This window comes from Streptomyces sp. NPDC006997, assembly GCF_040635175.1.
Classification (GTDB): Bacteria; Actinomycetota; Actinomycetes; order Streptomycetales; family Streptomycetaceae; genus Streptomyces.
In genome coordinates this window covers 1-13,748 of the sequence record NZ_JBEYHH010000015.1, presented here as the reverse complement: position 1 = coordinate 13,748, position 13,748 = coordinate 1, and the positions used below count along the sequence as shown (strand labels likewise).

The 13,748-nt window shown below is 74.5% G+C and carries 13 protein-coding genes; 7 read left to right on the top strand and 6 right to left on the bottom strand.

Translation table 11 applies throughout. The annotated features are described in order from the left end of the window. Positions 1-7 precede the first annotated feature (7 nt). The 4 genes from ABZ659_RS16675 to ABZ659_RS16660 all read right to left on the bottom strand — a co-directional run bounded on the left by ABZ659_RS16675 (position 8) and on the right by ABZ659_RS16660 (position 4,739). Entirely contained in the window at positions 8-2,446 is a 2,439-nt protein-coding gene (locus tag ABZ659_RS16675; protein ID WP_360220016.1) for a right-handed parallel beta-helix repeat-containing protein, read from the bottom strand. A 131-nt stretch (positions 2,447-2,577) separates the two neighbouring features. Further along, positions 2,578-3,180 (bottom strand): hypothetical protein, encoded by a 603-nt coding sequence (locus ABZ659_RS16670; protein ID WP_360219609.1) that lies wholly within the window; start codon positions 3,178-3,180, stop codon positions 2,578-2,580. A 247-nt stretch (positions 3,181-3,427) separates the two neighbouring features. Further along, on the bottom strand, positions 3,428-4,252 hold the full coding sequence (locus tag ABZ659_RS16665; protein ID WP_360219606.1) for an MOSC N-terminal beta barrel domain-containing protein: 825 nt from the start codon (positions 4,250-4,252) through the stop codon (positions 3,428-3,430). A gap of 43 nt (positions 4,253-4,295) precedes the next feature. Next, positions 4,296-4,739: a DUF6643 family protein gene (locus tag ABZ659_RS16660; RefSeq protein WP_360219603.1), complete on the bottom strand. Its 444-nt coding sequence runs from the start codon at positions 4,737-4,739 to the stop codon at positions 4,296-4,298. A 297-nt stretch (positions 4,740-5,036) separates the two neighbouring features. Between ABZ659_RS16660 and ABZ659_RS16655 the strand changes: the two genes are divergently transcribed. After that, on the top strand, positions 5,037-6,356 hold the full coding sequence (locus ABZ659_RS16655; RefSeq protein ID WP_360219600.1) for a TerD family protein: 1,320 nt from the start codon (positions 5,037-5,039) through the stop codon (positions 6,354-6,356). Between the two features lies 1 nt (position 6,357). Here ABZ659_RS16655 and ABZ659_RS16650 read toward each other — a convergent pair whose 3' ends face one another. Further along, complete coding sequence (locus ABZ659_RS16650; RefSeq protein ID WP_360219597.1) at positions 6,358-7,533, bottom strand: glycosyltransferase; 1,176 nt, start codon at positions 7,531-7,533, stop codon at positions 6,358-6,360. A gap of 57 nt (positions 7,534-7,590) precedes the next feature. Between ABZ659_RS16650 and ABZ659_RS16645 the strand changes: the two genes are divergently transcribed. Then, positions 7,591-8,376 (top strand): aspartate/glutamate racemase family protein, encoded by a 786-nt coding sequence (locus ABZ659_RS16645; protein ID WP_360219594.1) that lies wholly within the window; start codon positions 7,591-7,593, stop codon positions 8,374-8,376. Positions 8,377-8,448: 72 nt separating this feature from the next. Next, entirely contained in the window at positions 8,449-9,006 is a 558-nt protein-coding gene (locus ABZ659_RS16640; RefSeq protein WP_360219591.1) for a hypothetical protein, read from the top strand. Here the strand turns inward: ABZ659_RS16640 and ABZ659_RS16635 are convergent, their stop codons facing one another. Next, positions 9,007-10,050, bottom strand: coding sequence for a hypothetical protein (locus ABZ659_RS16635; protein WP_360219588.1), 1,044 nt, complete (start codon positions 10,048-10,050; stop codon positions 9,007-9,009). It lies immediately after the preceding gene. A 238-nt stretch (positions 10,051-10,288) separates the two neighbouring features. Between ABZ659_RS16635 and lnt the strand changes: the two genes are divergently transcribed. From lnt to ABZ659_RS16615, 4 genes are all read left to right on the top strand, one after another. Next, positions 10,289-11,899 carry an apolipoprotein N-acyltransferase gene (gene lnt, locus ABZ659_RS16630; RefSeq protein WP_360219585.1) on the top strand — a complete coding sequence of 537 codons (1,611 nt, stop codon included), beginning with the start codon at positions 10,289-10,291 and terminating at the stop codon, positions 11,897-11,899. Positions 11,900-11,967: 68 nt separating this feature from the next. Beyond that, on the top strand, positions 11,968-12,447 hold the full coding sequence (locus ABZ659_RS16625) for an NUDIX domain-containing protein (RefSeq protein ID WP_360219582.1): 480 nt from the start codon (positions 11,968-11,970) through the stop codon (positions 12,445-12,447). Positions 12,448-12,501: 54 nt separating this feature from the next. After that, entirely contained in the window at positions 12,502-13,302 is an 801-nt protein-coding gene (locus ABZ659_RS16620; protein WP_360219579.1) for a 3-hydroxybutyrate dehydrogenase, read from the top strand. A 199-nt stretch (positions 13,303-13,501) separates the two neighbouring features. Continuing rightward, a partial coding sequence (locus tag ABZ659_RS16615; RefSeq protein ID WP_360219576.1) for a helix-turn-helix domain-containing protein occupies positions 13,502-13,748 on the top strand: 247 nt, incomplete at its 3' end.

The window sequence follows — 13,748 nt, the reverse complement described above, 5'->3', positions numbered from 1 at the left end:
AGCGCGGTCACGGCAGTTCCGGAAGGTCCTCCGGGTACAGCAGGGTCAGGACGTCCGTGCTGGGCTCGTCCACCTGGGCGACCCGGCTGGCGTGCCGCTCCACCATGGCCTCGAAGGTCTGCCGCGCCGTACGGCCGTTGCCGAACGCCGGGCCCTTCGGGAGCTCGCCGAAGTACGTGAGCAGGGCCTGGTCGGCGCCCGGCGCCAGCAGGTACTCGTGCTCCTCGGCCTGCTGTTCGACGATCCGCAGCAGCTCCTCGGGGCCGTAGTCGCTGAAGGTGATGGTGCGGGAGAAGCGGGAGGCGACGCCGGGGTTGACGGAGAGGAAGCGCTCCATCTCGGCCGTGTAGCCCGCGACGATCACCACGACGGCGTCCCGGTGGTCCTCCATCAGCTTCACCAGGGTGTCGATGGCCTCCTTGCCGAAGTCGCGGCCCGCGTCCTCCGGGGACAGCGCGTACGCCTCGTCGATGAACAGCACCCCGCCGCGCGCCCGTTCGAACGCCTCCTGGGTGCGGATCGCGGTGGAGCCGATGTGCTCGCCGACCAGGTCGACCCGGGACACCTCCACCAGGTGGCCGCGCTCCAGCACCCCGAGGGAGGCGAGGATCTCACCGTAGAGCCGGGCGACCGTGGTCTTGCCGGTGCCGGGGGAGCCGGTGAAGACCAGGTGGCGCTTGACGGACGCCGCCTTGAGCCCGGCCTGCTGACGGCGGCGGCCCACCTCGATCATGTCGGTGAGGGCGCGCACCTCCCGCTTGACGCTGTCCAGGCCGACCAGCGCGTCGAGTTCGCCGAGCACCGCCTTGGAGGTGCGCGTCGGCCGCGCGGGCTCCTCGGGCGCGGCGGGCGGCGCCGGTTCGGCGGTCCGCTGCCCGGGGATCGCGCCCAGCAGCCCCGGGGACCGGTCGGTCGTCTGCTGGGCCGTCTGGAGCGTCGGAGACGGCCGTACGCCGCCGCTCTCGTCGCTGGTGCAGTCCTCGACGACCGGGCCGGTGCCGGGGGCGGCGTCCGGACCGGCCTCCGCGAACTCGTACCCCCCGCGCGCGCAGCGCTCCGTGCGGCAGCGCCGCAGCGTCGTACGGCAGCCGTCGAGGACGTGGAAGCCGTAGCCGCCGCTGCCGGTGACCTTGCAGTGCTCGAAGGTGCCCCGGCCGCCCGCCGAGACGTAGAAGCCCGCCTCCGCGGGCGAGTCGACGGTGCACCGCTCGATGACCGGGTCGGCGCCCTTGGTGACGATCACGCCGGTCTGGGTGCCGTCCAGGGCGCAGTTGTTGAGGGTGCCGCCGCTGCCGTGGTCGCGGAACCAGGCGCCGGTCGCGGCGTCCCGGATGCGGCAGTCGTCGAGCTGCGCGGTCGCCCCGTCGCTCACCGACACGGCGGTGTTGCGTACCTGGGTCAGATCGCTGTCGACGACGTCCGCGCGTGAGCCGCGGTCGAGGACGAACAGCGCGTCCGGCACGTCGTGGACCCGGCAGGAGTCGAGGACCGCGGTGGCGCCGTCGCTGACCCACACGGCCGGGTAGTCGCCGGTGCTGTCGAAGATCTCGCACTGGTTGGCGTCCACGCGGGTGCCCGGGTCCCACACCGACAGGCCGTTGCGGCCGAACCGGCACACGCTGGACCGGGTCAGCGTCAGCACGGCGCGGGAGCGCAGGTCGACCGCGTTCTCCGGGATGTCGTGGATGCGGCAGTCGGCGAGGGTGAGCACGGCGTCGGTGTCGAGGGTGACGCCGTCGGCGGTGGTGCGGTGGACGTCGCAGTCGGTGAGGTGGGCGGTGGCCCGGCCGGTGATCTGCACACCGCTGCCGCGCACCTCGTACACCTCGCAGCCGACGGCCTCCAGCGCGCTGTTCTCGCCGGTCGCGGTGAGGCCGGCGCCGGAGGCGTGGTGCACCCGGCAGCGCTCCAGGCGCGGGTGGGCGCCGCCGCGCACCGCGACGCCGGACTGCCCGGCCGCGACGACCTCGCAGTCCTCGAAGACGCCGCCCCCGCCGTCGACCACGGCGATGCCGACGCCCGCCGGGTTGTCGACGGTGCAACGGCGCACGGTGGGCCGGGCGCCGTCGCGGACCTCTATCCCGGCGGCGGATCGGGTGACGACCCGGATGTCCGTCAGCTCCGGGGTGCCCTCCTCCACCAGCAGGGCGGGCGCCGTCGCGTCCTGACCCTCGATGTGCAGGTCCTGGACGAGGGCCGAGGCGCGCACGGTCAGCGGCACGCCGTCGACGGGCGCGATGCGCACCGAGCCGGGGGAGCCCTCCGGGCCGCGCAGGGTCACCGCCCGCTGGACGACGAGGTTCTCCCGGTAGGTGCCGGGGGCGACGGTGAGGACGTCACCGTCGGCCGCGGCATCGAGGGCGGCTGCCAGTGACGCGTACTCACCCGTGCGGCGCCGCCACCGCGATGTGCCGGTGTGCGTCACCTGGACCGTGCCCTGTGCCATGGCGTTGCTGTGCCCCCACCTCGTCGTACGCGGGTCGATGCCGATGAAGTCCGGCCGGTCCACCGTAGCGTGCGCGCGGACGACGGGTGACCAGAGGCGTGATGCCGCTGACACCACCCGGCCCGGCACCCCTAACTCCCGGTGCCGGTCCTGCCCCAGTCCGGGCCGGCCTGCTCCCAGGCACGGTCCAGGCGGGCGTGTCTGCGGCGGACCATCCGCCACAGGACCAGCCGTCTGACGCACTCGACCAGACAGGCCGTCAGCAGCGCGGCGCCGAACCCGGCGAGGACCGCGTGCGTGGTGGCCGTCCCGGGGGCCAGCGGGCGGGCCGCCGGGCGGCCCCGGTCGTCGGTCCAGAGGCGGAACCGGTCGCCGGGCCCGGGGTCGTCGAGGCGGGCGATGACCGGGCCGCGCCGTGCGGTGCCGTCCGCGGCGGTCCAGTCGGCGAGGACACGGCTGCGCAGGTCCCTGGCGGGGGTCTCCGGGTCGGCTGCCAGGGCGCCGTCGGCGAGCTTGCGGACGACGGTGGCCGTCACCTCGTGCCGCTGGGCGCGCTGTTCGCGCACGGCCCGCTGGAGCGCGCTCTCGGCGGCGGAGCCGAGCAGGAGGCCGATCAGCGGCGCGGCGACGACGATCAGCAGCAGGGTGGCCAGCGCCATCCAGGACTCGACCAGGTCGGTCGTGCGGCGCAGCGGGTTGTGCCGCCACCGCCAGAGCCCGCCGATCGCTCGCACCGTCCGGCACCCCCGTCCCCTTCGGCCTGGCCCGCCCGTCCCGGTCCCCTCACAGACTGCTCACGAGACCTCAACGAGCGGGCGCCGCACAGGGGTTCCCGCGGACGGCGTACGGGTGTGTGTCTGGCCGGCATCCGCCGGTCAGCGCGGTGCGGGCCGCCTGCGGGCCGCCGTCCACGGCGTGGCTCGGACAGAACAGCCAGGGCGTGCCAGGCGTCGGGCGGCAGGCGGGACTTCCGCGATCCACCTAGGCGAGGACCCGCACCGGGTCACCGACCCGGATGGTGCCGCCGGACTGGGGTACGAGGTTCTGGCCGAAGACCAGTCCGTCCTTGAGGCGGCGGTGCCGTCCCAGGGTGTGCAGCGGCTCCCGGCCCCGTTCCGCGGTGCCCTGGTCGGTGGTGGTGACGACGCACCGCCCGCAGGCCCGCGGGATCCGGAAGGTGACCTCGCCGATGGCGACGCGCGACCAGCCGTCCTCGGCCCAGGGGTCGGTGCCCGTGACGACCACGTTGGGCCGGAAGCGGTTCATGGGCAGCGGCCCCTCGGCGGCGTACGGGCCCTCCGCGATCAGGGAGTTGAGGGCGTCCAGGGACGCGGCCGAGGCGAGCAGCAGGGGGTAGCCGTCGGCGAAGGAGACGGTCTCGCCGGGCAGCGCGTACTCGGGGTCGACGGGCCTGCGGCTGGCCGGGTCGTCCATGTGCACCAGCCGGACGTCGGCGTCGAGGTAGGCGCTGCACCAGGCGTGCGCGGCGGGATCGCCCGGCACCCCCTCCACCTTGGTGCCGAAGACGTCCACCAGCACCGTGTCGCCCGGTGCGGGCACGGGCACGGTCAGCGGCGCGGCGCCGGGCGCGGACAGCCGTACGCCGCCGTCGGGCAGGAGCCCGGCGGCGGCGAGCGCCAGGCGCGGCTGCTGGCGCTGGGTGACGATCTTCCCCCCGTCGTCGACCAGCACCCAGCGCCGGTCTCCGGCCAGCCCCCAGGGCTCCACCACGGCCTCCTGACGCGGCAGCGCCCGGAACGCCTTGACCGGATGCACGTGGATCGAATGCAGTTGCGGCTTCCCCATGGCGTCATCGTGCCAGGTGACGCCTACCGCGCGCGCGGAGTTGTCAGTAGCCGCGGTACTGCTGCTGGTTGTACGGGTCCTGGTACGGCGCCGGGGCGGGCCGGGGGGCCGCGGGGCGCATCGCCTCGTAACCCGTGCCGTACGGGGCGGCGGGCCGGGGCTGCTGCGGCTGCGGGCCGGGGTATCCGCGCGGGGCGGTCGCCTGCTGCGGGATGTACGCGGCGGGCGCCTGCTGGAACGGGGCGGGCTGCGCGGCCTGCGGGTAGCCGTACGCCGTGGGATGGGGGGACGGGGCCGCCGGAAGGGCGGGCAGCGACGACGGCAGCGCGGGCAGATGGTGGTTGCCCGGGGCGTCGTATGGCGCGGGAACCCGGATCGGGGCGATCTGCGGGGTGCCCCGCTCGGCGACGAGCGAGTCGTAGATCGGGGTGTCCGGGAAGGAGGCGGAGTAGTAGCCGCCACCATAAGTGGAGCGGGGGGAGGTCATGGCACATAAGTTAAGCCCACGATGTGCTGGTTGGGGAGACCGATAAGAGGGTTGTTTTCCGTGTCCGCGGTGACCTCGTGTCCCCAATGCGAGCGAACTTGGCAAAAAGGGGCAACAAGCAGCCTCTGAGTCGTGTAAAAGCTCAGCTCCTGGCGGGTTACCGGCGGTTGACCCGCCGTGTCCGCGCCCCGCCCGATGGGACTTCGGCGCCCTGGGCCATAGGTTGGGCGCGTGAAGGACCCGAAGGACGGGACGGCCGGGTGCTGCCTGGCGTGACGACACGTGATGGGGGCGGACATGTCAATGCCTAAGGGATCGAACGCGCCGGTGCCGACGGCGGCGCTGCGAGTCGAGGTGGGATGGCGCCCCGGGCCGGGCGTCCCCGACGCGGACGCCTCCGCCCTGCTCCTCACGGGGGGCAAGGTCCGCTCCGACGCCGACTTCGTCTTCTACAACCAGCCCGCGCACTCCTCCGGCGCGATCCGCTACGAGGGCAAGCAGAACTCCGGCGGGCGGGTCACCGACACCCTCCTCGTCGACCTCACGCGCGTGGAACCGGCCGTCGACCGGGTGGTGCTGGCCGCCTCTGCGGACGGGGGCAGCTTCGGCCAGGTGCCGGACCTCTCCATCGACGTCCGGGACGGCCAGGGCACCTCCGTCGCGCGGTTCGACAGCACCGGCGCCACGGTCGAGACCGCGTTCGTGCTCGGCGAGTTCTACCGCCGCCAGGGCGCCTGGAAGTTCCGCGCCGTCGGCCAGGGCTACAGCAGCGGCCTGGAGGGCCTCGCGACCGACTTCGGCATCACGGTGGACGAGCCCCAGCACACCGCCGCGCCCCCGGCCGCCGCCCCGGCGCCGCCCGTCGCCCCGCCGGTCACTATGACCCCGCCCACCATGCCCCCGCCGCCGGTGCCCCCGACGGCCCCCACCATCACCCCGCCGGTCGGCTCGCCCCCGCCGCAGACGCCGCCCGCCCCGGTGCGGCTGACCAAGGTGACGCTCACCAAGGCGGCCCCCTCGGTGTCGCTGACCAAGCAGGGCGGCACCACGGGCTCGATGCGGGTCAACCTCAACTGGGAGGTGCGCAAGCAGTTCTCCGGATGGGGCAGCAAGCTGGGCCGGGCCGTCGCCAACCACTCCGACCTCGACCTCGACCTGTGCGCCCTGTTCGAACTCAGCGACGGCAGCAAGGGCGTCGTGCAGGCCCTCGGCAACGCCTTCGGCTCGCTGGACCGACCCCCCTTCATCCACCTCGACGGCGACGACCGCACCGGCGCCGTGTCCACCGGCGAGAACCTCACCGTCAACCTGGACCGCACGCAGTACTTCCGGCGCATCCTCATCTTCGTCACCATCTACGAGGGCGCCCGCTCCTTCGCCGACCTGCACGCCACCGTCACCCTCACCCCGCAGCACGGCGCGCCCATCGACTTCTCCCTCGACGAGTGCACCGTGCCGTCCCCGGTGTGCGCGCTGGCCCTCATCACCAACAACGGCGGCGACCTGGTCGTCCAGCGCGAGGCCCGCTACCTGGTCCCCGAGCGCGGTGTCAGCCCGCAGCGGACCGTCGACTACGCCTACGGCTGGGGCATGAACTGGACCCCCGGCAGGAAGTGAGTCAGCACTCGTCGGCGACCGTCTCCGGGCGCGCGTAGGTGCGGCCCTTCCAGGCCGCACCGCGCCCCCGGTAGTGCCGCACCGCCGAGTCGACGGTCATCAGCAGGTACAGCGACGCCGTGAACGGCAGCAGCGGCGCGAGCCACGGCGGCTGCCCGTAGTAGCGCAGCATCGGCAGGTACGTGCCCGCCATCACCAGCCACGCCGCCGCGCCCAGCACCGCCGTCACGCCGTCACCCGCGACCAGCCCCGCCGCCAGCGCCATCGGCGGCACCAGGTACACCAGCGCCAGACCCGCGACCGTTCCCACCAGGAGCAGCGGGTTGTGCCGCAGCTGGGCGTAGGCACTGCGCGCGACCATCCGCCACAGGTCCCGCAGCCGCGGGTACGGGCGCACGCTGTCCACCCGGTCGGCCAGCCCCAGCCAGATGTGCCCGCCGCCCCGCTTGACGGCCCGCGCGAGCGCCACGTCGTCGATGACGGCGTGCCGGATCGCGTCCGGGATCCGCGCCCGTTCGGCCGCCTCCGTCCGCAGCAGCACGCATCCTCCCGCGGCGGCCGCCGTCCGGCCGCCCTTCCGGCCGATCCGCCGGAAGGGATACAGCTGCGCGAAGAAGTAGACGAACGCCGGGACGACGAGCCGCTCCCAGCCGCTCGCCACCCGCAGCCGCGCCATCTGCGAGACCAGGTCGAAGCCCCCCGCGCGGGCCGCCGCCACCAGCGAGCGCAGACTGCCCGGCGCGTGCGCGATGTCGGCGTCCGTGAGGAGGAGGTACTCCGGCTCACGCGCGCGTGCCAGGCCGATCCCGTGCCGCACCGCCCACAGCTTGCCGGTCCAGCCCGCGGGCGGCTCACCCGGCGAGCCCACGGTCAGCGGCAGCCCGCCGTGCCGTCGCGCCAGCTCACGCGCGAGGTCACCGGTGCCGTCCGTGCTGCCGTCGTCGACGAGGAAGACCTCCGCCCGCCCCGGGTACTCCTGCGCGAGCAGCGACGGCAGACTCGACGGCAGCACCTCCGCCTCGTCCCGCGCGGGCACCACGACACAGACCGGCGGCCACGCGCCGGGGTCCGGCGCGGGCGGCAGCCTGACGTCCGTACGCCAGAAGAAGCCCTGACCGAGCAGCAGCCACAGCCAGGCGGCGAGTGATCCGGCGGCGATCCACATCAAGGCGGTCATCCGCGCAGTGTCCCCCACCCGACCGGCCGGGCGGGGCACATCGTCTATCGTGGCCGGGTGAAGATCGCGCTCATGGACTCCGGAATCGGACTGCTGGCGGCCACCGCAGCGGTACGGCGCCTCCGCCCCGACGCGGATCTCGTGCTCTCCCTCGACCCCGACGGGATGCCCTGGGGCCCCCGCACCCCGCAGGACCTCACCGACCGCGCCCTGGCCGTCGCCGAGGCCGCCGCCGCGCACGGCCCGGACGCCCTCATCGTCGGCTGCAACACCGCGACCGTGCACGCCCTGCCCACCCTGCGGGCCCGCCTCGAACCCGGGCTGCCGGTCATCGGCACCGTCCCGGCGATCAAGCCGGCCGCCGCCGGTGGCGGCCCCGTCGCCATCTGGGCCACCCCAGCCACCACCGGCAGCCCTTACCAGCGCGGTCTCATCGAGGACTTCGCCGACGGCGTGCCCGTCACCGAGGTGCCGTGCTGGGGCCTCGCCGAGGCCGTCGAGCACGCCGACCAGAGCGCCATCGACGCCGCCGTGGCCGCCGCCGCGGAGCTGACCCCGCGCGAGGTGACGACCGTCGTCCTGGGCTGCACCCACTACGAACTGGTCGCCGACCGCATCCGGACCGCCGTGCGGCGCCCCGGCCACCCGCCGCTCGTGCTGCACGGCTCGGCCGGGGCGGTCGCCGCGCAGGCGCTGCGCAGGCTCGGCGAGTCCGCCACACCGCTGGCGGCGGCGCCGGGCTCCGTGACCGTCCTGCTCAGCGGACGCCCGGGCCCCCTGCCCGCCGCCGCGCTCGCCTACCCGGAGGGCCGTCTCCTCCAGGCCGCCAGCCCCGTCCGGTGAGCGGGGGCCGACCGGCCTGATCACCGTGTGCGACGGGTACGCGCGCACCGGAACATGAGTAGTCTCGGATTCATGAGGGACCACCCCCACGGCAGCCACACGCCGTACCCCGAGGTGTGGACCGGCCGGGCCACGAACCGGATCCAGTGGCTGTTGGCCCTGCTCGGCGCGGCCTGTATGGCGCTCGGCATCGAACTCGCCGTCGACTCCGCCTGGACGTCCGGCATCCTCCCCCTGGCGATGGCCGTCGTCGGCTGTATCGCCGCCGGGTTGCTGGTCCTGTTCGGCACCCTCGCCTTCGTGCACGTCGCCCTGCGGGTGGACCGGGAGGCCCTGGAGGTGCGCTGCGGCCACATCGGCGTACCGCGCCGCCGCATCCCGCTCTCCCGGGTCGTCGACGCCGAGTTCATCGCCCATGTCACGCCCCGGCACTGGGGCGGCTGGGGCTACCGGTGGCGGCCCGAGAAGGGCACCGCCGTCGTCGTACGCCGCGGCGAGGGCCTGCTGCTGCGGCTGTGGGACGGCCATACGTTCACGATCACCGTCGACGACGCCGAGGCCGCCGTGCGCGTCATCCGCGCCCGCCTGCGGCCCACGGCGCCGGGAACGCCGGGACCGGCGGCGCACTGATCACGTCAGCCGGGCCGCGACGCCGTCCGGGTCGTGCGCCAGCGGGCGGGCGGTGGCCAGCCCGGCGAGCAGGCCAGCGCCCGCGGTCACCGTGGTGAAGCTCAGCGCGTTGCCCACCGAGGCGACCACCGCGAGCGCCGTCAGGGCCGCGCCCGCCGTGAGGGCGACCGGCGCGGGGCGGGCGGTACGCCACAGGGCGAGCAGCATCCAGCAGTACACCGCCGCGAGCAGCAGGACGCCGACGACCCCCTGCTCGGACGCCAACTGGAGCGGCGCCGAGTGCGGTCTGCCGTCGGACAGCGGCGACCGCGCCGCCGTGGGGCTCAGCTCCCCGAACCGGCCGGGTCCGACGCCGAGCCCGGCGTCCCCGCGCGCCAACGTCAGCGCGTCGTGCCACAGCTCCACGCGGTGCGCGGTCAGCTGACCCTCCAGGGCCACCGTGAGCCCGTCCGGCAGCGCCCGTCCGGCCACCGCCCAGATCACGCCGGTCGTCAGCGCCGCCACCAGCGCGAGAACGGTCAGCCCCACCCCGCGCCCGCGCGTCCGGCCCGCGGCGAGGGAGCAGAGCAGCACCGCGGCGCAGGCGGTCACCCCGATGGCGGAACCGAGCACGACCGCGGTCAGCGCGATCCCGGCGGCCAGCAGCCGCAGGGTCAGCCGCGCGGCAGGGGCGGCGGCGGCCCAGGCCGCGCAGCAGGCGGCGCCGGTGGCCAGCGCGAGCAGGGCGGCGACGGCGCCGGAGTGACCGAGCGGCGCGTCGGGGCGCGCCCCCGGGCCGAGCCGGGGGAGGGCCACGGCCAGCGCCAGCCCGGCCACGGCCCCGACGCCGGGCGCCGCCACCGGCAGCACCGCACCGGCGATCCGCCCCGCCGCGTGCCCCGCCGCCACCGCGAGCACCGCGAGGAGTACCCCCTCGGGACGGCCCCCGTGCACGGCGGCCGAGACCACCGCCCACACGGCGCACCCCGTCAGGACGACGGCCCCCGCCGCGTCGGAGGCACTGCGTCTTTCCCCCGCGGCGTCCGGACCGGCCAACGACGTCATCCCCGTGGAACCCACCCCGTGCCCCCCGCGCCCCGGCCGCCCCCGCGGCCCGTGATCGCCCCGCCGCCGCGGGTGTGGTGCCCGGGCGTGCGGCGAAGGCTCCGGCTCACCGTAACGGCTGGTGGGCGTTTTGGGGATGACCTGGAGCGAGGTCGCGCGGAAACGATCAGGCAGCCTGCGGGAGGGCCCCGCGGACCGCACTTGTCGGCGGCGCGGTCACCCGCCGTACACTCCCGGGGTGACCGTCACCGCAACCTCCGTGGGCCCGTCGGACCAGGCACAGCCCGGGACGGCGCCCCGGCCGCGGGCCGCCCGGCTGCTGCGTCTCGTCCCGGCCGCCGCCGCGGCGCTCTCCGGAGTGCTGCTCTACGTCAGCTTCCCGCCGCGCACCCTGTGGTGGCTGGCCCCGCTCGCCTTCGCCGTCCTCGGCCGGGTGCTGCGCGGCCGGAGCTGGAAGGCGGGCCTGGGCCTCGGCTACCTCTTCGGCCTCGGCTTCCTGCTGCCGCTGCTGGTGTGGACCGGCGTCGAGGTCGGCCCCGGGCCGTGGCTGGCCCTGGTCGTCATCGAGGCGGTCTTCGTCGCGCTGGTCGGCGCGGGGATCGCGGCGGTGTCGCGGCTGCCCGGCTGGCCGCTGTGGGCGGCGGCGGTGTGGACCGCGGGCGAGGCGGCACGCGCGCGTGTCCCCTTCAACGGCTTCCCCTGGGGCAAGATCGCCTTCGGCCAGGCCGACGGTGTCTTCCTGCCGCTCGCCGCGGTCGGCGGGACCCCGGTGCTGGGCTTCGCGGTCGTCCTGTGCGGCTTCGGCCTCTGCGCGACCGTACGGCTGCTCCTCGAACGGCGCGGCGGTACGGCCGTACGCCGCCCGGTCGTCGCCGTCGCGCTGCTGAGCCTCGCGCTGCCGGTGGCGGCGGCGCTCGCCGCGCGCCCGCTCGTCAGCGACCAGGCCGAGGACGGCACCGTCACGGTCGCGCTGATCCAGGGCAACGTGCCCCGCGCGGGACTGGGCTTCAACGACCAGCGCCGGGCTGTCCTCGACTACCACGCGCGGGAGACCGAGCGGCTCGCCGCCGAGGTCCGCGCGGGCAAGGTGAAGCAGCCCGACTTCGTGCTGTGGCCGGAGAACTCCTCCGACATCGACCCCTTCGCCAACGCCGACGCGCGTGCCGTCATCGACGGCGCCGCGCGGGCCGTCGGCGCCCCCATCTCGGTGGGTGGCGTGGTCGCGCGGGACGGCGAACTGCTCAACGAGCAGATCCTGTGGGACCCCGACAAGGGCCCCGTCGACACCTACGACAAGCGGCAGATCCAGCCGTTCGGCGAGTACCTGCCGCTGCGCTCGGTCCTCGACGCGATCAACGAGGACTGGACCAGCATGGTCCGCCAGGACTTCAGCCGGGGCAGCGAGCCCGGCGTCTTCACCATGGACGGCGCCCGCGTGGGCCTCGCCACCTGCTACGAGGCCGCCTTCGACTGGGCGGTGCGCGACACCGTCACCGGCGGCGCCCAGATGATCTCCGTACCCAGCAACAACGCCACCTTCGACCGCAGTGAGATGACCTACCAGCAGCTCGCCATGTCCCGGATCCGCGCCGTCGAGCACAGCCGGACCGTCACCGTCCCGGTGACCAGCGGGGTCAGCGCGGTCATCATGCCGGACGGCCGGATCACCCAGCGCACCGGCATGTTCGTCGCCGACTCGCTGGTCCAGGAGGTGCCGTTGCGCTCCTCGAAGACCCCCGCGACCCGGCTGGGCATCCTGCCGGAGATCGCCCTGGTGCTGGTGGCCGCGGGCGGCGTCGGCTGGGCGGTCGGCGCCGGTGTGCGCGGGCGGCGCGCGGGTGACGTGTAGCGGTACGACCGCCGTACGCCCCCGGCGGCGGCCAGGGGCCCCCACGGCGGCCCGTTAGGGTCGGTGCCATGGCAACTCCTGACTTCATCACCACCTTGCGAGCGTCCGCCGGTCACCAGCTCCTGTGGCTCCCCGGAGTCACCGCCGTCGTCTTCGACGACGACGGCAGGGTGCTGCTGAACCGGCGCTCGGACACCCGGAAGTGGGCGGTGATCGGTGGAATCCCGGAGCCCGGCGAGCAGCCCGCGGCCTGCGCCGTGCGGGAGGTCGAGGAGGAGACCGCCGTGCGCTGCGTCGCCGAGCGGGTCGTCGTGGTGCAGGCCCTCAGCCCCGTCACCTACGACAACGGCGACCTCTGCCAGTACATGGACATCACCTTCCGCTGCCGTGCCGTCGGCGGGGCGGCACGTGTCAACGACGACGAGTCGCTGGAGGTCGGCTGGTTCGCGGTGGACGCCCTGCCGGACCTTAACGAGTTCGGCCGACTGCGGATCAAACAGGCCATGTCCGAGGGCCCCACATGGTTCGAGCCCACAAGCCTCCAGTGAAGTATGGGCGCTGACCACATGGGTCGGGGGGTAGGCGCTGCCTAGGGTCGGACCATGAGCCTGTCCCGTGCCCTCCCTGGCGCCCCCGACCCCACACTCGACCTCGGCGGCCGTACCGCCCTCGTCACCGGTGCCGCCGGTGGCATCGGCCGCGCCTGCGCGCTGCGGCTCGCCGCCGCCGGGGCCAAGGTCAGAGCGGTCGACCGCGACGACGCCGGGCTGGCGGCGCTCGCCGAGTCCGCCGCGGGCCTGCCGGGCACCGTCGAACCGCGCCTGCTCGACCTCACCGACCTGGACGCCGCCGAACACGCGGCCGCGGGCACCGACGTCCTGGTCAACAACGCCGGACTGCAACTGGTACGGCCCATAGAGGAGTTCCCGCCCGACGTCTTCCACACCGTGCTCACCGTGATGCTGGAGGCGCCGTTCCGGCTGATCCGCGGCGCCCTGCCGCACATGTACGGGCAGGGCTGGGGCCGCATCGTGAACGTGTCGTCCGTGCACGGGCTGCGCGCCTCGCCGTACAAGTCGGCGTACGTGGCCGCCAAGCACGGCATGGAGGGGCTGTCGAAGACCGCCGCCCTGGAGGGCGCCGCCCACGGCGTCACCTCCAACTGCGTCAACCCCGGCTATGTGCGCACCCCGCTGGTCGAACGGCAGCTCGCCGACCAGGCGAAGGCGCACGGCATCCCCGAGGAGCGGGTGCTCACCGAGGTGCTGCTCCAGGACAGCGCCGTCAAACGGCTCATCGAACCGGAGGAGGTCGCCGAGGCCGTGGCCTACCTGTGCGGGCCGCGGGCGTCCTTCATGACCGGGACCTCCCTCGTCCTCGACGGGGGCTGGACCGCGCACTGACCAGCCGCGGTCCGGGGAGACGGAAGTTGTCCACAGGGCTGACGGGGCGCCCGGGTGATCAGGTAGCTCTTCGGCGTGAACCCCGGACTTCAGGCCGGGGATAGCCGGTCCTCGCACCGGAGCCGCGCAGCGGCGGATTTCGCTGCGTTGTCAGTGGCGTGCACTACGTTGATCACATCAGGTGAAGGGGGGTGTTTTCATGCTGTCCGGTCGTCGCTACCTGCTCGACCTCTCGGCCGAACAAGAGGAGATGTGCGAGGAGTTCGGCAACATCTGCCGGTCGGTGTGGAACACCGGCCTTGAGCAGCGTCGGGAGTACCGGCGGCGCGGGGCGTGGATGAACTACGTGCCGCAGGCGGCCGAGCTGGCTGAGGCCAAGCGCGAGCACGAGTGGCTGAAGGCCGCGCCGTCGCACGTGCTTCAGCAGACGCTGCGGGATCTGGACC

Bases quoted from the DNA above. Each gene is read 5' to 3' on its own strand.
- ABZ659_RS16675 (WP_360220016.1), bottom strand. From the start codon at position 2,446: ATGGCACAGGGCACGGTCCAGGTGACGCACACCGGCACATCGCGGTGG.
- ABZ659_RS16665 (WP_360219606.1), bottom strand. From the start codon at position 4,252: ATGGGGAAGCCGCAACTGCATTCGATCCACGTGCATCCGGTCAAGGCG.
- ABZ659_RS16660 (WP_360219603.1), bottom strand. From the start codon at position 4,739: ATGACCTCCCCCCGCTCCACTTATGGTGGCGGCTACTACTCCGCCTCC.
- ABZ659_RS16655 (WP_360219600.1), top strand. From the start codon at position 5,037: ATGTCAATGCCTAAGGGATCGAACGCGCCGGTGCCGACGGCGGCGCTG.
- ABZ659_RS16650 (WP_360219597.1), bottom strand. From the start codon at position 7,533: ATGACCGCCTTGATGTGGATCGCCGCCGGATCACTCGCCGCCTGGCTG.
- ABZ659_RS16640 (WP_360219591.1), top strand. From the start codon at position 8,449: ATGAGGGACCACCCCCACGGCAGCCACACGCCGTACCCCGAGGTGTGG.
- ABZ659_RS16635 (WP_360219588.1), bottom strand. From the start codon at position 10,050: ATGACGTCGTTGGCCGGTCCGGACGCCGCGGGGGAAAGACGCAGTGCC.
- ABZ659_RS16625 (WP_360219582.1), top strand. From the start codon at position 11,968: ATGGCAACTCCTGACTTCATCACCACCTTGCGAGCGTCCGCCGGTCAC.
- ABZ659_RS16620 (WP_360219579.1), top strand. From the start codon at position 12,502: ATGAGCCTGTCCCGTGCCCTCCCTGGCGCCCCCGACCCCACACTCGAC.